We start from the raw sequence: 16,410 nt of genomic DNA on the forward strand, positions 1-16,410 counted from the left end.
AAAAGATACTAATTACCGATGGTACTATTGTTTTCCTGTATTTTGTCGTTATTAAGGATGTTGTTTTCTTTTGCAAGCTTATTTCTAGTTGGGATTTTATAGTTTAGCGAGAAGCCGATTCTTCTTGAGTCATAACGGCTTTTATAATTGAGGTCGGTTCCTACAATACCGTATTCCTGCCTGTTCGTGTTGAGTACATCATTTAGGTATACAGAAACCGATAGATTATCTGACAGGAACTTTTTTGCAAAAGTAATATCTGCCTGGTTGTTAAACGGTTTTTCTATTGTGTAGTAATTGAAATTTCCACCGGTTGTAGAGGTCATGTAGTTTACAGTAAACTTAATTTTTTTTGGAAGCAGGATCTGAGACATTACATTAAAGTTCCAAAAACTTTTTGTGTCAAGCCCCGGAATATCCTGCTTTTGGTTGCCTGCATAAATGTACATAAAGTTAATTTCGTCAGGGTTAAAGTCCATTTTTAGGGTTTCTGTAAGGCCTTTAGTAAACAGCATATAAGGCAATGGAATTCCAAAATTGAAATTACGTACTGTTAGACTTTTGAGATTTTCTGTAACGCTGGCAATACCATTTGGCGTGGTAATTATCCTGTTGATTATAGCATTGTTAGCATCTGACACTGAGTATCCGATTGTAAAATATTCGAAAGCGCTAAGCTGTACTTCATAATTATCGTATATGGTAGGTTCAAGGTACGGATTGCCGTAAAAGCCTACATTTGGATTTTGATAAGTAGTATTAGGGTTTAATGAAGCGGTATTGGGGAGACGAATTTTTTTGTTATAGTTAATGTTTGCGTACACCTGAGGTATTAGGTTGTACTGTATCGTTGCATTAGGAAAAAAACGAGTCTGTTTAAACGGAATAAGATCGTCAGATCCTGCAGTGCCGCTTATATCATACGACTCCAGTCTTCCTCCAAAAATAAAATCGAATTTTTGGTTTTTAGCCTGTCCTTCACCATAGGCTGACAGAGTAGTCCTGGTATAATCTAAATTTTTCAACCCAAAGCTGTAAGCTTCAAAGTCAAGTTGTTCTGCCAACACTCCTGCGCTGATTTTTGTATTATCAAGAAACTCTATCTCCTGCGAATAATCTGTTTTAAAAAGGTAATAATCCTGATTGCTGCTGTTTCCAATAACAGGGTTGCCGTTTGTCCTTGAGTCGAGGTTCATGTCGCCATCGTTGTTGTTATAATTAAATCTGAAATCAAGTTTTTTAAGCGGGTCGTCAAACCGTTTTTGATAGGTAGCCATTACATCATGATAGAAACGTTTTGACGTATTTCTGTCATTTGTTGCAAAACCTAAACCGCTGGCAATTATATCTGAGTTACTATTGTTTGAATTAATGTCATAATTAAGTAGTAAGCGGTCTTTCTTAAAATCAAATTTCAGTCCTGTCTTTAAATAGTAGAAACGGTTAGAAGCATCAGAATAGTTATCTGAAATTACCGTACTTCCATTTGTGAAATGCGTTTTTTGGTAGGTGTCGCTATAACTTTGCCCACCCTGAATTTGCCATCCAAATAAGTTGTTAGCAGCGCTAATCATAATGCTGTTATTAAAGCGATGTCTTGAGTCGGTATATTTGGTGTAGCTGTAACCATTGGAGTAGGTGGCACTCAGGTATTTTTTTGCGTTTTTCGACGTAATTATGTTGATGATAGCTCCACCTGACGTAGCGGGAAACTCTGCACCCGGGTTCGTAATTACCTCTACCTTTTCAATAGCGTTTGCGGGCATGCCCTCCAGATAGGCATTTAGTTCGTTGGAAAAGATATTAAGCGGTCGGCCATCCAGATACACTTCAAGTGCTTTGCCCTGATACATCATTCCGGCAATATCAGAAATTATAAGTCCGGGAAGCTTTTTTAAGCCTTCCATCAGCGAGCCAGAGTTTAGATACGATTGTTCCGAAAAATCAAAAATCGTTCTGTCGGCTTTACGTTCCACAGCTTTTTTCTTTTTCTCTACAATTACTTCTTTTAGTTCGGTCTCCATTTCCGCTATCGTATCTTTTTTTGTATCCTGAGAAAAAGCTGAAACAGAAAGTGCCAGTAAGGCAATAGTAAAGATATACTTCATAGGTGTGTTGGTTAATATGGCATATGGTCTATTGATTGGTGATTGGCTTAATTCAAATGTAAGAAAATTAACTAGAAACAAGCTAAACAAAAAGAGAGGCAGTCGCCTCTCTTATACTATGTCCATGATGTTATTTTACTGCTTCTACTTTGTATCCTTGTTTACGCAATAGTGTTATAACGCCATTGTCGCCGGCAAGGTGGGCAGCCCCAACACCAAAAAAGGTTGGTTTTTCTTTAGCTGTTTTTTCAATTTTAGGAATCCAGTTTTTGTTACGGTCATTAAGCAACACATCATTGTGTTCAGAATACATCGGGTTGTTGACATCGTTCATGAATGCCATTAGTCCGTTAAGGTCTTTAGCAGTATACATATCCATCATTTTTTTGAATTCCGCTTTCTCTTTATCAAGGCCCGATTTAGCAGATCGTACAAGATCTTTCATCTGGCTTTCATACGGAATATCATCAAAAACTGTCATTTGCTCCTGAACGGTTTCAAGGCCATATATTTCTTCGTTCTGAGCTTTAGATACTTTCATAAGTTCAGCTTCAATAGACTGAACAGGACAGTCTATCATTTTTGTGTACAGCATTGCAGTTATCATGAAAGGCTTATAGGTGTCTACCATACTTAAGGATACACCAAGATTAGTTTTAAAAAAGGCATCAGCTATTTTAAAATCTTCGGGACTTGCAAGCGTGCTCATTTTTTTACCGTCTTTCATTGCCATACCACCCGTCATTTCGGTCATCATATTAGGGTCGTCCATATCAAGTTCCAGATACAGTTGTGTTGTTTCGTCCAATGCTTTTAATACATTTTTATCCAGGGTTGCATCGCAGGTAATGTGAATGGTTCCAAATAAATAAGAAGGCTTTGCAAGGCCGTTGCCCGAAATTTTCCATAACAGGCTATTGTCCAGTTTTTGTGCATTTGCAAATAAACTGCAAAGTATAAAGGCGGCTAATACTATTTTTTTCATGACTACAGGTTTATTTTTTTAAGTTCATTATAATTCTTATTAAGGCGTTTCAGCAGCATGCCGTAAATTAACCTGTAAAGCAGCCATAATAGTGTTGCAAAGATGGCAATGCCTAAAATAACAAGAGCAAAGTATACTATATTAACAATGGCCGTTCTGCCCTGTTGTTCTGCAACAAGTCGTGTATGTAACATTTCGGGTTCATTATTAAAATATATTATAAATATATATATGAGTAATATGACTGTAAACGTGATCTTTACAAAAATATAATTGGAAACAGTTTTTCGGGTTTTAATTATGCTTGACATAAGGTTTTTAACCCTGTCTGTGGTAGTGATTTTTTTATAGTTGATATAAAACTGGCAAAAGAAGTATACCATTATAGCATAGTCTATTGCATTGATTGTAATAATCATTGTGTTGCCTATGTAGCTCTCAATTTCCTTAGTGCCTGTGTTACCGTTTAACAGTAGTGTAAGCGCAAGGAAAAAAGCAAACTCAAATACGCTTATTACGAATATCCATTTCACCACAGAGGTAGAATTTTTATGCAGCATGGCATAAATTTCCTGCTCAGATACCCTGGGAAATTTATTTTCGTTTTTCTTCCAATCCTTTTTTAACAGATCTAATTCTTCCATTGTGTCCTTACGGATTTAATATGTTTTTAAGCTTGCCTTTAATCCTGTTCATTTTAACGCGGGCGTTAACCTCGCTAATACCCAGTGTTTCGGCAATCTCGCTATAATCTTTATCTTCAAGGTACATAAATACCAGTGCTTTTTCAATATCATTAAGCTGCTGTACGGCCTGGTACAGTAGTTTAATATGCTCTTCTTCTTCGTAATTGTATTCGTCTTGGTCTATCTTATGAAATTTGCTGTCAAATTCAATAGTATTAATGGACTTCGTTTTTTTACGGTATAAGGTAATGGCGGTATTAAGCCCTACACGGTAAGCCCATGTAGTAAATTTAGAGTCGCCCCTAAATTGAGGAAAGGCTTTCCAGAGTTGTATTGTAATTTCCTGAAACAGGTCTTTGTGGGCATCTTCACTATCTGTGTAGAGCCTGCATATTTTGTGAATCAGGTTTTGATTTTCCTGAAGCTGTGTCACAAAAGATTTTTCCAGATCTGGATTCATACTGAATAAGTAGGTAAAAGATGTAAATTGTTACAAAGAATAATTATAATTCTTTATCCCTGTAATAATTTACCAAAAGCCCTACAAATTTACTGTAGCCTTCAAGCCCGTCTTCCTGCTTGTTTGCTTTTAAGAAATTATCGTAAAAATATTCAAATATCGTTTCTACAAACGATTCATATTTTTTGTTGAAAGCTTCGCTTTCCTTAAAGTTGGCAACCACCCCGGGAAGTATTGTAGGCATTAATTCTTTGGCCTGTTTTTCGTCCAGTTTGTTGATATTACGAAGGCAGTATTTAAGGGCAAGGGTATAACCAGAATATTTAAAATACAGGTCTTTATTATAAGTTGCTGCCATGTATCCGATAAAGTTGGCTTCGCTTTCGCTGGCATAACCGATCTGGTGCGACATTTCGTGGCAGGCAGTGGCAGGCAGTCCGTAAAGGGGAAGTTTGCTGTTTACCTGTGCCTCATTGGTAAACGGATTAAGATAACCGCCAAATCCCATATAGGATAAAGGTGTGCTTATAAGTGACGATTTAATACTCTCGTGCTTAAACTCGAAATAGGGGAATTGTTTTTCCAGATCGGTGTAGCCTACTATAGAAAGATGGTAAATTTCTTCAACCGTGTAAGGACTAACAATTTTAAGGCTGTCGTTTTTTTCGATCTGCCTGTGCATTTCATTGGTTTTGGCGATCATCTTTTTGGTAAAGCCAATAAGTTCTTCGGTGGTGTATTTTTTATCGAACCCCATTTTCTCGTTCAGTGGAACACGATGGTAATTCAGCGCCCAAAGCAAATGGAATAAAAAGTAGAAGACAGAAAATCCGCCTACGATCTTTAGTAGGTTATCTCTATAGTTCCGTTTCCATGTCTTCCGGGTTTTCCATAGCCATCTGATAATAAAAATAATGGCAACACCATAGATGATATCACCAACAGGAAAGCCAAAAAGGCCAAAAAAGATGCGCGATGCCCTACTCAGGTAGGGGAAGAGTCCGTTACTATAATAACGTTCTACAAATTCAGGAAAAAATGACAGTACGTTTATAAGGATAATCTGCACAAGCAGAAGCAGCGGCAGTATAAATTTTTTCTTCATGAGGTTGACTAAAAATCAATAGGATTGTAAATATAAGTAGTATTTTTGTATAGATAAATTAAATTTAGCCCGATGAAAAAGTTAGATGCACCGGAAAAGGTTATTTTTATTTGTGATGGAAAAAAATGCGGGCATTACAGCAAAGAGCTGCGCAAAGGCTTTAGGATAGAACTTAAAGAATGCGGACTCAAAAAAGGAGTAGACGTTGTGCGTATGACGTGTACCGACAATTGCAAGCATGCCCCTGTAATTTCTATTCAACCCAAAAATGCATGGATAGGCGAGGTTGCCGAAAAAGATATTCCCCGAATCGTAAAAGACTTTTTTTAAATGTTTGATTTCAGGCTCAAGGTTTTTCATACTGCTGCCAAGCGCTTAAGTTTTACTAAAGCCGCCGAAGAGCTATTTATAACCCAACCTGCGGTTACCAAACACATCCATGAAACCGAACGCCATTTCAACGTAAAGCTTTTTGATCGTAACGGCACAAAAATAAAACTTACCGAAGCCGGAGTCCTGTTGCTGCACCATACCGAAAAACTTTTTGAAGTATACCGCGACCTTGAGTTCAGCATAAACGAACTTTCCGGGCATCATGGCGGTATTTTACGTATTGGTGCAAGTACCACTGCAGCACAATATATACTGCCACCCATATTGGCGGCTTTTCATAAAAGATATGCCGATGTAAAAGTTGTGCTTACCGCCTATAATACAGAATTAGTAGAACAGGCTTTGGAAAGAAACGAAATAGACCTTGGTATTATTGAAGGCGATTCTAAAAACGCTTCTTTTAAATATGATCCATTTGTGAAAGATGAGCTTGTGGCAGTAGTAAAGAAAACGCATCCACTGTTAAAAAAGGCATCAATAACCAAAGATGACTTGCTTAAAACTCCGGTGGTGCTTCGTGAAAGCGGGTCGGGTACGCTTGAAGTTGTTGCCAATGTGTTGAAGAAGATAAATATTTCGCTGCCTCAGCTAACGGTTGAAATGCAATTGGGGAGTTCTGAAAGTATGAAGCTGTACCTGCAAAATTCTGAAACCGTGGCATTTCTTTCGGTATATGCAATTGCTCAGGAATTAAAGCAGAATCAGCTGGCGGTTCTGGATGTAGAAGGCCTTTCTATAAAACGCTATTTTTATTTTATTCGCAGGCATGGACAGCCGGGACAATTACCCAATGTTTTCATTGATTTTGCACTGTCTTATAACTTTAAGTAATAACGTATTACTTTTTACCATTTCTTTACTATTTATTAGCTTCCGAAGTTTGTGTATAAAAAATTCGCTATGGAAGTTACACCTGCAAACCCAAATACCACCCGAAACAAAATACTTTTTTTTGCTGCGGCACTGTTTTGTTTAACACCGTGGGCATCGGCACCACTGGCATTGGCTTTAGGTATTGCCTTAGCATGGTTTGCACAGCATCCGTATAAAAAGTACAATAAAAAAACCACACAATGGCTTCTTAAAGGAGCAGTAATAGGACTCGGATTCGGTATGAACGCCGTAACCGCACTTAAAGCAGGTAAGGAAGGCATCATCTTTACTATTGTTTCTATTGTCGTAACATTACTTTTAGGATTTGTAGTAGGCAGGCTGCTGAAAGTAGAATCTAAAACATCATATCTTGTCTCTTCCGGTACGGCTATCTGCGGAGGCAGTGCAATCGCAGCAATATCGCCCGTAATTAAAGCGGAAGAAAAACAGGTATCTGTTGCTCTTGGTGTGGTATTTATACTGAACTCTGTAGCCCTGATGGTTTTTCCAATAATCGGGCACGCTTTACATATGACACAGCAGGAATTCGGACTGTGGAGTGCTATTGCTATTCACGATACCAGTTCGGTAGTCGGGGCAGCTAGCCGTTACGGTAACGAAGCGCTTCAGGTGGCAACCACTGTAAAGCTTGCAAGAGCACTGTGGATAATTCCGTTTGCATTTATATCGTCGTTCGTGTTTAAAAATGCCGATAAGAAAATAAGTATCCCGTACTTTATTGGATTCTTTTTACTGGCAATGTTAGCTAATACTTATATTCCGGGTATAGAAATAATCAGTCCGTACATTGTAATCGTTGCCAAAGCAGGTTTAACACTAACACTGTTTTTAATAGGCTGCGGATTGTCGCGCGAAGTATTAAAATCGGTAGGATTTAGGCCATTCTTTCAGGGCGTAGCAGTGTGGGTATTTATATCGGTACTATCATTAGTGGTTATATTAAGTGTTTCGTAAAGTTTAGTACGGCAGGTTTTGTCACTTTATAACATACTCTTACCTTTGCACAAACAACAAACACAAATAAATGAGCCAGGAAATAAGGAACCTTGAGCCTAAAGCGCTCTGGAACAAATTTGCCGATCTAAATGCGGTACCGCGCCCTTCTAAAAAAGAAGAAAGGGTAATTGCTTTCATGAAAGACTTTGGTAAGCAATTAGGCCTTGAAACCATTGAGGACGAAGTTGGTAACGTTATCATTAAAAAGCCTGCCACCAAAGGCATGGAAAACCGTAAGACTATTGTTATGCAGAGCCACCTTGATATGGTGCACCAAAAAAATGCAGCTACGGTATTTGATTTTGATACTCAGGGTATAGATATGTATATGGATGGCGACTGGGTACGTGCTAAAGGCACAACGCTTGGTGCCGATAACGGTCTTGGTGTTGCCACTATTATGGCGATACTTGAAAGCACTGATATTCCGCATCCTGCTATAGAGGCTCTATTTACTATAGATGAAGAAACAGGTATGACAGGTGCAATGGGCCTTAAAGGCGGATTGCTGGACGGAGAGATCCTTCTTAACCTGGATACTGAAGAAGATGATGAAATTGATATTGGCTGTGCCGGTGGTGTAGATGTTACTGCTACACGCGATTATCACGAAGAGGATGTTCCTGAAAATTCTGTTGGGTATACTATCACTGTAAACGGACTTAACGGAGGGCACTCGGGTATGGATATCGATAAGGGTTTAGGTAATGCCAACAAAATAATGAACCGCCTGTTGTTTGACAGCTTCGAGAACTTCGGACTTCAGATTGCTGAAATTAATGGTGGAAGCCTTCGTAATGCTATTCCTAGGGAGAGTGTTGCAACGGTTATTATCTCTGAAATTTTTGATGAAGCTTTTGTATTCGACATGCTGGAGGTTATTAACGATATAAAAGCCGAATACAAAACTACTGAACCTAATCTGGCTATTACCATAGAAAAAGGTGAACTGCCTGCTAAGGTTATGGAACTGGGGGTTCAGGAGGGGCTTATTCGTGCGATGTATGCTGCTCTTAACGGCGTGTACCGTATGAGTGCAGATATGGCTGACCTTGTTGAAACGTCTAACAACATTGCAAGGGTTATTGTTAAAGACGGTACTATCCATGTAGGTTGTTTAACACGTTCGTCAGTTGAAAGTTCTAAGTTTGACCTTGCCAATTCGCTTCGCTCTACATTTGAGCTTATTGGCTGCGAGGTTACTTTCGGAGGTTCGTACCCCGGATGGACACCAAACGTTAACTCTCCGATACTTGAAGTATTAAAAGAGATCTACGAAAAACAAAACGGAACTAAACCTGCTGTTGTCGCCTGCCATGCCGGACTTGAGTGTGGTATATTAGGTACTAATTACCCTGATATGGATATGATATCTTTTGGTCCTACGATCAAAGGGGCTCACTCTCCGGACGAAAGAGCAAGTATTAAATCGGCTCAGAAATACTGGAAATTTGTTCTGGAAATTTTAGAGAATATTCCGGTTAAGGCATAAATATAAAAGTAGTTAAAGCTTTATATAATGAGAACCCTTCGCTATGCGAGGGGTTTCTTTTTTCATAATGAAACTCATTCTAACTACCCTTGCTAAAGAGACTATGGCAATTGAGGACATTAAAAATTCAATAAACTGTTTAAGTCCCAGGATAAATTGGATATCGGTAAACATTGTCTGCCCCGGTTGGACAAAGACTGACTTCACCAATCATCAGGGTACGAGTACTGTGGAAGAAGCCGGAAAGCGTATTGTGAAGTATGCGTTGATAGGAAACGATGGGCCAACAGGACAGTATTTTAGAGAAGAGTATTTTCCCGCGCCTGCAAATTTCCCCTAATAGAAAATTTAGCTACTTTGTGATTCTGACGAAGGTAGATTACCTTATCATTCCGAGATTCTTCTTTCGTCAAAACGACACTTATCTTAATTGATATCGATACCATATTTATTAAGCAGTCCGGGTAATCCCTGTAAGGAGAATTTTGCCTTTTTAATACGGTTAGCTTCAGGATCTATATTATAATTTACTGCCGATCGTAAATCTGCTTTTTCTAAAACAGTATTCTCAAAAATTGCACCTCTAAGGTCGCAATCGGTAAATGCCGCTCCCGAAAAATCTGCTTGTACTAAATCTGCTTCATGAAGGGTACATTTAGTAAAACGGATATTCTTTAGCTTCAGATTATAAAATGAGGCAAGGTTAAGCTGGCATCCGGTAAAATTCATCGCCAGTAAAAAAGGATCGCATATGCTAAAGTTTATGCCTGTCATTTTGCAGTTTGCAAACTCCACATCTTTAAAGGCGGTACCTTTGGTATTTGCCATGCTGAAGTTACAGTCGGTAAAGGTGCATTCGGTGAAAACGATGCCTGTCAGATCTGCCGAAGCAAAATTACATCCGTTAAAAGTACAGTTCTCGTATTCACTCATTTGTAACGCATCTATGGTGTAATCCTGTCTTTCAAAAACGATATCCTGAATAAGCTGCATTTGTATTAGCGTAAGTTTATGTATGGTCCAACGTACTGACCTGTAATCAGTTTTCCATCCATACGCCTAAATGAATAGGTGATGTCTATCTGAGAAGGTGTCACGTAGTTAATAGTCACATTTTTTTCAATAGCAGTAAGGTTAAGATTACTGCTGTATTGCCATAATAAAGTAATAGCATCCATAGGCACACCTGCATTACTATAAGCGTCAATGCCAACATAGTAATTAAATAGCGACACATTTGGCTGTTGCGCCAGGTTGGTCATGTCTAATTTTAGCATTACATAATCAAGCGGGTCAATAGTAACCGGAGAGTTAAGGTAGCTGTCGCTTGCCAGTATTATGGTTATAGCATCTTCTGTAGTGCCGTTTGGATTTTGCTCAAAGTCTAAGGCGTCAATATATACAGTATTGGTCGGATAGAAAAGTCCGTCTACGGAAAATCCATTAGTATTCAGGTCTTCGGTAGTGCTTGATGAGCATGAAGCAAAAATGAATGTAAGTACTATAAGAACACTTCTAAGTAATTGTTTTTTCATGGGGTCGATTTTTAAAGGTGCAAGTATATAATTATTTAACCATTAAATACCTATCAAATAAAAAGCTACTCCAATTTTTTCATGGCGAATTTTTCGGTAGCAGGTTTGCCGTTTTTATGTCCGAAAATTTCAGCGACAAGCGAATCGTTGCCAATCTTATTGTAGACTATTTTATTAGGAAAATCGTGTTCCGGATTTTTAAAAATAATTTGGTTACCGGTAATTGAAGTAGCTTCAAAGCTAACAGGCTGCTCATCGTTCTGATTAGGAACGGTAACAGTGTACGTTAGTTTACCTTTGGTTTCTTCCAGTTCAACGGTTTCCGAAAAGACAGTATCCTTACCTGCAATTACGTAGTATGACTCGCCGTGATATACCGAGTCGTTTACTTTTTTCCAGCGTTCTGTAAGTTCACCTTCGGCAGATGTATTAGCCCACTCACCAATAAACCAGTCGGCATTTTTAATTTGGGAATAGCTTTTTGGAGTTGAGGTATCGGCAGGTTTCTCGTTAGTATTTTTACAGGATACAATTACGCTCGCTGCTATCAGTAGTAAGTATAAAATTCTATGATCCATAGTGATAGATGTTTATAAGTCAGACATAAAAAAGGCAGGTTATAACACCTGCCTTAATAATTATTTACTGTTTTTCGTATACTTCAAGATATGAGTTGTCATCACTATATGTAATAAACATTTTTGTTTTACCTTCAAATGTAATTATCAGCTGTTGAGACTCTATCTGATTATCTTCATTTGTGGCAGAAACGGTGTAGATGTTTGCTGCCGACTCTTTTTTCCATGAAAAAGTAATAGTTCCGCTGTCGCCTTCACAATCCTGTGCTACAATTGTACCTGAATTGTTTTTGTTAAATGTTGTAAGCTCTTTGTAGCATGTTGTGTCTTCTGCTTCAAATTGCTGCGTTGCAACTTCAAGGTCTCCAGTGTAAAGCCACGTTCCAACAATAATGTCGGTAGATTTGTTGTCGTCATCACTACAGCCAATAAGTAATGCAAGAGCTACTAATGGTAAAATACGCGTAAGTAAGATTGTGATTTTTTTCATGATAAATAATTAGATATATTGATTTGTTTATGGCGCAAAGATGCTAAAAATTTATCATGAAACTATACCCATTGTTAGTGATTTTTAAATGATTACAATTCTTTAGAAGCTGGCAATGCACATTTCGTTGTTTATAACAGTTGCAGCTTTCATTCCACCTTCTATTGCCATAGCCACAGCACGCATCATGGTCGTGCAATCACCCGATGCAAAAACGCCGTCAACAGTAGTTCTTTTAAAATCGTCAACAGTTATATATCCCTGCTCGTTTATTTCACAGCCAAGGTCTTCCGGAATAAAAGTATGCTGAACAGCCGGTATCTTAGCATACATAACTTTAATTTCGTGAACCTCTCCGGTTTTAAGCGTTATGCTTTCCATATAACCTTTATTGTGCTGAAGGCTTTCAATTTCTGTTTGTATAACTTCTATTTTGTGTTGCTTTAATTTGATAAGAAATTCGTCGCTTAAAATTGCTTTGCCGTTCGTAAAGAGCGTAAGGTCTTTTGTCCATTGTAAAAGTACGGGGAGAAAATGCTCGGCCATAGGGCCATTTGCCATAAGTGCCGTTTTTTGTGCTTTAACTTCGTACCCGTGGCAATACGGACAGTGAATTACAGATATCCCCCAGCATTCGGCAAACCCTTCAATATCCGGCATAACATCTTTTACACCGGTAGCAATAAGCAATTTGATGCCTGAAAAATTTTTGCCATCTTCTGTGGCTACGCCAAAACCGTTTTTGGTTTTAATTGCTTTAATTGCCTTTCCTTCAACAAAAGTTACAGTAGGGTAGGCCAATACCTGTTCTCTGGCCTTTGTCGAAATAGCGGCAGGTGTTTCACCATCCTGTGTTAAGAAATTGTGGGAATGGGGCGTCTGCCTGTTGCAGGGTTCGCCGCTGTCTATTATCAATACATTTCGTGATGCACGGCCAAGTGCCATTGCTGCGGCGAGGCCGGAATAGCTTCCGCCAATTATTATTACGTCGTGTTGTGTCTGCATAAAATTTAGGTTTAATAAATGAACAGGAAAACCAAGTGCAGCAGCTGCTAAACTGCTAGTTTGTATGAACTTCCTTCGGGATACCGTTGCGCTTTCCATTTGGCAAATCTAAATAAATTTCGTATTATTGCAATGAGATTGCATTAAATAATTGCAACTAAATTGCATTAGAGAGATGAAGAGAAGGAACACCCCTGCAAAGACGGCTATTTTAACGATGTTGAAAGATGCTAATGCCGCGCTTAGCCAGGATATGATAGAATCTAATATTAAAGGCGAAATGGATCGTGTAACCATTTACCGCGTACTGAATAGTTTTTGCGAAGATGGCATTACACATAAAATACTTGCCGACGACGGTAAATACTATTTTGCGCTTTGCCAAACCTGTGGCGAACACAAACACAATCACGACCATTTTCATTTTAAGTGTATGGGCTGCCAAAAGGTAGAGTGCCTTGAAGAAAATGTAATTGTAAGCCTACCTGCAGGTTATGTTCAAAAAAGCATTACAAGCTGGGTGAGCGGGTACTGCAAAAACTGTTCTTAAAAGGGAATGGTTTTTGTATAGATGTACTGTATTGAGAATCAAAAAAAATACGTAATTTTGCACCTCCAATTAAAGGAACAAAAAGAATATGTTAGACAGGTTACAGATAATAAAACAGCGTTTTGATGAGGTTTCTGATCTTATCATCCAGCCGGATGTAATTTCCGACCAGAAACGCTATGTGCAGCTTAACAAAGAATATAAAGATCTTAAGGCACTTGCCGAAAAGCGTGAGGAATATCTTAAGCTTATGGGTAACATGAAAGAAGCTAACGAAATCATCTCTGATGGCAGCGATGCCGAGATGGTTGAAATGGCGAAGATGGAGCTTGATGAGGCGAAAGAAAGACTTCCGCAGCTTGAAGAGGAAATTAAATTCCTATTGATACCTAAAGATCCTGAAGATGCTAAAAACGTAATGGTTGAGATACGTGCCGGTACCGGTGGCGATGAAGCCAGTATTTTTGCAGGCGATCTTTTCAGGATGTATACAAAATATTGCGAAGACAAAGGTTGGAGAACTAGTGTTGTAGATATGAACGAAGGTACTTCGGGTGGTTTTAAAGAGGTTATCTTTGAAGTTACCGGAGACGATGTTTACGGAACCCTTAAGTTTGAAGCAGGTGTACACCGTGTACAACGTGTACCTCAAACGGAGACACAAGGGCGTGTTCACACTTCTGCTGCAACAGTAATGGTACTTCCGGAAGCTGAAGAATTTGACGTACAGATTGATATGAACGATGTTCGTATTGACTTCTTCTGTTCATCAGGTCCCGGTGGGCAGTCGGTAAATACGACGAAATCTGCCGTTCGTATGACGCACGTTCCTACAGGACTTGTGGCTCAGTGTCAGGATGAAAAATCCCAGCACAAGAATAAGGACAAAGCACTTCAGGTACTACGCTCACGTTTATACGAGATGGAACTTGCCAAAAAACAGGAAATTGATGCTGCAAAGCGTACTTCTCAGGTAAGTAGTGGTGACCGTTCGGCTAAGATCCGTACGTACAACTACTCTCAGGGACGTATTACAGATCACAGGATTGGATTAAGTATGTTCGACCTTGATGGTTTCATGAACGGAAACATTCACAAAATGATCGATGAACTTCAGTTAGTCAACAATACAGAAAAGCTGAAAGAAAGCGAATATTAAAAAAGCATCCCGCCAATTGGCGGGATTTTTTATGGTCTTTTGCTGGCGCGAACGTCAGGTTCGGATCATTTGTTGTTAATGTTTGGCACGAGCGCGATGCTCGCGCAGCGGAGGCAACGGAGTTGAGAAATCTCAAAAATTCTTAATCCGGATTTTACTTTTCGGCGATATGCCATTCCAAAAAATCGTACTTTTGCAACCGAAACAAAAACCAGATTTTCATGACAGCAGAACAGCTTTACGGACAAATTCAGAAAAAGAAGTCTTTTTTATGCATAGGGTTAGATGTAGATTTAAATAAAATCCCGCAACACCTGTTGGCAACCGAAGACCCGATATTCGAATTCAATAAAGCTATTATAGATGCCACACACGACCTTGCCGTTTCATATAAACCAAATACTGCTTTTTATGAAGCTTACGGTTTAAAAGGCTGGATGTCATTAGAAAAAACCATAAAATACCTAAACGAGAAACACCCTGAAGTATTTACTATTGCAGATGCAAAACGTGGCGATATAGGTAACACCTCTACAATGTATGCCAAGGCTTTTCTTGAAGATCTTAATTTTAACTCGGTTACTGTTGCGCCTTATATGGGTAAAGACAGTGTTGAGCCTTTCCTGGCTTTTAAAGATAAATTCACCATACTACTTGCATTAACGTCAAACGAAGGTGCTTTTGATTTCCAGACTAAAATTGCAGGCGATGAAGAACTGTACAAAACAGTGCTTAAAACCTCTAAAACATGGAAAAACAGCGAAAACCTTATGTACGTGGTTGGTGCTACCAAAGCCGAATATTTTACAGGTATCCGCCAGATAGTTCCGGATAATTTTCTTCTTGTACCTGGCGTTGGCGCACAGGGTGGAAGCCTTCAGGAAGTTTGCAAATACGGCATGAACGATCAGGTAGGGTTGCTTATCAATTCGTCGAGGGGAATTATCTATGCATCTAACGGAACTGATTTTGCTGAAAAAGCAAGAGAAGAAGCTCTAAAGATGCAGCAGGAAATGGAAGCATTGCTTAAATAGAAAACGTCTCTGTCATTCTAATTTTACGGCGTGAGTTATCGAATCTCTTCGAATTTCTCCACTTCGCTATGCTTGGTTCGAGTTGACAATATATCATAAACACAATGAAACAATTTACTGACCAGATTGGTAACACCATAACAATAACCGAAACGCCAAAGCGTATCGTATCACTTGTTCCGTCACAAACCGAATTGCTGTTTGATCTGGGATTGGAAGATAAAATTGTAGGTATTACCAAGTTTTGCGTGCATCCGTATCATTTAAAATCGACCAAAACGATTATTGGCGGTACTAAAAAAGTGCATATCGATAAGATAAGGGCATTGCAGCCTGATATAATCATTGCCAACAAAGAGGAAAATACGTTGGAGATAGTAGAGTCGCTTAAAGATATTGCCCCTGTTTGGGTTACCAATGTAATTACAATTCAGGACAGCCTGGACATGATAGAAGAGCTTGGTAAGTTGTTTTCGGTACGTACACAGGCACGCCAGTGGATTGATAAAATAAACTTTGGCTTAGCCGATTTTAAAGAGTACATAAAAGATAAACAGGTTAAAAGAACGGCCTATTTTATATGGAAGAATCCATATATGGTTGCCGGAGACAATACGTTTATCAATGAGCTGATGAAGCTTAACAAACTGCAAAATATCTACGAAAAGAACGAAGGCCGTTATCCTGAAGTGGTTGTACAGAAAATGCGTATTCAGGGCGATCCTCAGGCTATATTCTTATCGTCTGAACCGTATCCGTTTAAAGACGAAGATGCATTTGAATTGGGCCGACATACGCATCATGCGCAGACGGTTTTTGTAGACGGTGAGATGTTTTCATGGCACGGTACCAGGCTGGTAAAGGCTTTTCCGTACTTTAAGCAGGTAAGGGAACGTTTAGGTGATCACGATGACCACGATCACGGACACCATCATTAATG

The 16,410-nt window shown here is 39.0% G+C and carries 19 protein-coding genes; 9 read left to right on the forward strand and 10 right to left on the reverse strand.

The window, feature by feature from the left end; genetic code table 11:
* Positions 1-8 precede the first annotated feature (8 nt).
* The 5 genes from ALW18_15685 to ALW18_15705 all read right to left on the reverse strand — a co-directional run bounded on the left by ALW18_15685 (position 9) and on the right by ALW18_15705 (position 5,344).
* The gene (locus ALW18_15685) at positions 9-2,081 is read right to left on the reverse strand and encodes a TonB-dependent receptor (GenBank protein AOE54446.1); all 2,073 of its coding nucleotides are present in this window, start codon (positions 2,079-2,081) and stop codon (positions 9-11) included.
* A gap of 157 nt (positions 2,082-2,238) precedes the next feature.
* On the reverse strand, positions 2,239-3,093 hold the full coding sequence (locus ALW18_15690; GenBank protein AOE53822.1) for a hypothetical protein: 855 nt from the start codon (positions 3,091-3,093) through the stop codon (positions 2,239-2,241).
* Positions 3,094-3,095: 2 nt separating this feature from the next.
* On the reverse strand, positions 3,096-3,737 hold the full coding sequence (locus tag ALW18_15695) for a hypothetical protein (protein ID AOE53823.1): 642 nt from the start codon (positions 3,735-3,737) through the stop codon (positions 3,096-3,098).
* Positions 3,738-3,744: 7 nt separating this feature from the next.
* Positions 3,745-4,239 carry an RNA polymerase subunit sigma-70 gene (locus tag ALW18_15700; protein ID AOE53824.1) on the reverse strand — a complete coding sequence of 165 codons (495 nt, stop codon included), beginning with the start codon at positions 4,237-4,239 and terminating at the stop codon, positions 3,745-3,747.
* Between the two features lie 43 nt (positions 4,240-4,282).
* On the reverse strand, positions 4,283-5,344 hold the full coding sequence (locus tag ALW18_15705) for an amino acid permease (protein ID AOE53825.1): 1,062 nt from the start codon (positions 5,342-5,344) through the stop codon (positions 4,283-4,285).
* Positions 5,345-5,416: 72 nt separating this feature from the next.
* Between ALW18_15705 and ALW18_15710 the strand changes: the two genes are divergently transcribed.
* The 5 genes from ALW18_15710 (at position 5,417) to ALW18_15730 (ending at position 9,459) form a co-directional block, all read left to right on the forward strand.
* The gene (locus tag ALW18_15710; protein ID AOE53826.1) at positions 5,417-5,674 is read left to right on the forward strand and encodes a hypothetical protein; all 258 of its coding nucleotides are present in this window, start codon (positions 5,417-5,419) and stop codon (positions 5,672-5,674) included.
* On the forward strand, positions 5,675-6,568 hold the full coding sequence (locus tag ALW18_15715) for a transcriptional regulator (GenBank protein AOE53827.1): 894 nt from the start codon (positions 5,675-5,677) through the stop codon (positions 6,566-6,568).
* A gap of 69 nt (positions 6,569-6,637) precedes the next feature.
* Entirely contained in the window at positions 6,638-7,585 is a 948-nt protein-coding gene (locus ALW18_15720; GenBank protein AOE53828.1) for a hypothetical protein, read from the forward strand.
* Positions 7,586-7,655: 70 nt separating this feature from the next.
* A complete protein-coding gene (locus ALW18_15725; protein ID AOE53829.1) occupies positions 7,656-9,119 on the forward strand; it encodes an aminoacyl-histidine dipeptidase in 1,464 nt (487 codons plus the stop codon).
* A gap of 43 nt (positions 9,120-9,162) precedes the next feature.
* Positions 9,163-9,459, forward strand: coding sequence for a hypothetical protein (locus ALW18_15730; GenBank protein ID AOE53830.1), 297 nt, complete (start codon positions 9,163-9,165; stop codon positions 9,457-9,459).
* Between the two features lie 86 nt (positions 9,460-9,545).
* Here ALW18_15730 and ALW18_15735 read toward each other — a convergent pair whose 3' ends face one another.
* The 5 genes from ALW18_15735 to ALW18_15755 form a co-directional block, all read right to left on the reverse strand.
* Positions 9,546-10,112, reverse strand: coding sequence for a hypothetical protein (locus tag ALW18_15735; GenBank protein ID AOE53831.1), 567 nt, complete (start codon positions 10,110-10,112; stop codon positions 9,546-9,548).
* 5 nt (positions 10,113-10,117) lie between these two features.
* Positions 10,118-10,654, reverse strand: coding sequence for a hypothetical protein (locus tag ALW18_15740; protein AOE53832.1), 537 nt, complete (start codon positions 10,652-10,654; stop codon positions 10,118-10,120).
* A gap of 65 nt (positions 10,655-10,719) precedes the next feature.
* A complete protein-coding gene (locus ALW18_15745; protein ID AOE53833.1) occupies positions 10,720-11,232 on the reverse strand; it encodes a hypothetical protein in 513 nt (170 codons plus the stop codon).
* Between the two features lie 64 nt (positions 11,233-11,296).
* Positions 11,297-11,722, reverse strand: a complete 426-nt coding sequence (locus ALW18_15750) for a hypothetical protein (protein ID AOE53834.1) — start codon at positions 11,720-11,722, stop codon at positions 11,297-11,299.
* 102 nt (positions 11,723-11,824) lie between these two features.
* Positions 11,825-12,727 (reverse strand): pyridine nucleotide-disulfide oxidoreductase, encoded by a 903-nt coding sequence (locus ALW18_15755; protein ID AOE54447.1) that lies wholly within the window; start codon positions 12,725-12,727, stop codon positions 11,825-11,827.
* Between the two features lie 175 nt (positions 12,728-12,902).
* On the opposite strand from ALW18_15755, the gene ALW18_15760 reads away from it, so the two are divergent.
* The 4 genes from ALW18_15760 (at position 12,903) to ALW18_15775 (ending at position 16,408) form a co-directional block, all read left to right on the forward strand.
* A complete protein-coding gene (locus ALW18_15760) occupies positions 12,903-13,277 on the forward strand; it encodes a transcriptional regulator (GenBank protein AOE53835.1) in 375 nt (124 codons plus the stop codon).
* A gap of 88 nt (positions 13,278-13,365) precedes the next feature.
* Positions 13,366-14,436 (forward strand): peptide chain release factor 1, encoded by a 1,071-nt coding sequence (locus ALW18_15765; GenBank protein AOE53836.1) that lies wholly within the window; start codon positions 13,366-13,368, stop codon positions 14,434-14,436.
* 221 nt (positions 14,437-14,657) lie between these two features.
* Complete coding sequence (locus ALW18_15770; protein ID AOE53837.1) at positions 14,658-15,470, forward strand: orotidine 5'-phosphate decarboxylase; 813 nt, start codon at positions 14,658-14,660, stop codon at positions 15,468-15,470.
* Positions 15,471-15,574: 104 nt separating this feature from the next.
* Entirely contained in the window at positions 15,575-16,408 is an 834-nt protein-coding gene (locus tag ALW18_15775) for an iron ABC transporter (protein ID AOE53838.1), read from the forward strand.
* Positions 16,409-16,410 lie beyond the last annotated feature (2 nt).

This window comes from Flavobacterium psychrophilum (assembly GCA_001708385.1).
GTDB lineage: Bacteria > Bacteroidota > Bacteroidia > Flavobacteriales > Flavobacteriaceae > Flavobacterium > Flavobacterium psychrophilum_A.

Bases quoted from the DNA above. Each gene is read 5' to 3' on its own strand.
- ALW18_15690 (AOE53822.1), bottom strand. From the start codon at position 3,093: ATGAAAAAAATAGTATTAGCCGCCTTTATACTTTGCAGTTTATTTGCA.
- ALW18_15695 (AOE53823.1), bottom strand. From the start codon at position 3,737: ATGGAAGAATTAGATCTGTTAAAAAAGGATTGGAAGAAAAACGAAAAT.
- ALW18_15700 (AOE53824.1), bottom strand. From the start codon at position 4,239: ATGAATCCAGATCTGGAAAAATCTTTTGTGACACAGCTTCAGGAAAAT.
- ALW18_15705 (AOE53825.1), bottom strand. From the start codon at position 5,344: ATGAAGAAAAAATTTATACTGCCGCTGCTTCTGCTTGTGCAGATTATC.
- ALW18_15710 (AOE53826.1), top strand. From the start codon at position 5,417: ATGAAAAAGTTAGATGCACCGGAAAAGGTTATTTTTATTTGTGATGGA.
- ALW18_15715 (AOE53827.1), top strand. From the start codon at position 5,675: ATGTTTGATTTCAGGCTCAAGGTTTTTCATACTGCTGCCAAGCGCTTA.
- ALW18_15720 (AOE53828.1), top strand. From the start codon at position 6,638: ATGGAAGTTACACCTGCAAACCCAAATACCACCCGAAACAAAATACTT.
- ALW18_15725 (AOE53829.1), top strand. From the start codon at position 7,656: ATGAGCCAGGAAATAAGGAACCTTGAGCCTAAAGCGCTCTGGAACAAA.
- ALW18_15730 (AOE53830.1), top strand. From the start codon at position 9,163: ATGCGAGGGGTTTCTTTTTTCATAATGAAACTCATTCTAACTACCCTT.
- ALW18_15735 (AOE53831.1), bottom strand. From the start codon at position 10,112: ATGCAGCTTATTCAGGATATCGTTTTTGAAAGACAGGATTACACCATA.
- ALW18_15740 (AOE53832.1), bottom strand. From the start codon at position 10,654: ATGAAAAAACAATTACTTAGAAGTGTTCTTATAGTACTTACATTCATT.
- ALW18_15745 (AOE53833.1), bottom strand. From the start codon at position 11,232: ATGGATCATAGAATTTTATACTTACTACTGATAGCAGCGAGCGTAATT.
- ALW18_15750 (AOE53834.1), bottom strand. From the start codon at position 11,722: ATGAAAAAAATCACAATCTTACTTACGCGTATTTTACCATTAGTAGCT.
- ALW18_15755 (AOE54447.1), bottom strand. From the start codon at position 12,727: ATGCAGACACAACACGACGTAATAATAATTGGCGGAAGCTATTCCGGC.
- ALW18_15760 (AOE53835.1), top strand. From the start codon at position 12,903: ATGAAGAGAAGGAACACCCCTGCAAAGACGGCTATTTTAACGATGTTG.
- ALW18_15765 (AOE53836.1), top strand. From the start codon at position 13,366: ATGTTAGACAGGTTACAGATAATAAAACAGCGTTTTGATGAGGTTTCT.
- ALW18_15770 (AOE53837.1), top strand. From the start codon at position 14,658: ATGACAGCAGAACAGCTTTACGGACAAATTCAGAAAAAGAAGTCTTTT.
- ALW18_15775 (AOE53838.1), top strand. From the start codon at position 15,575: ATGAAACAATTTACTGACCAGATTGGTAACACCATAACAATAACCGAA.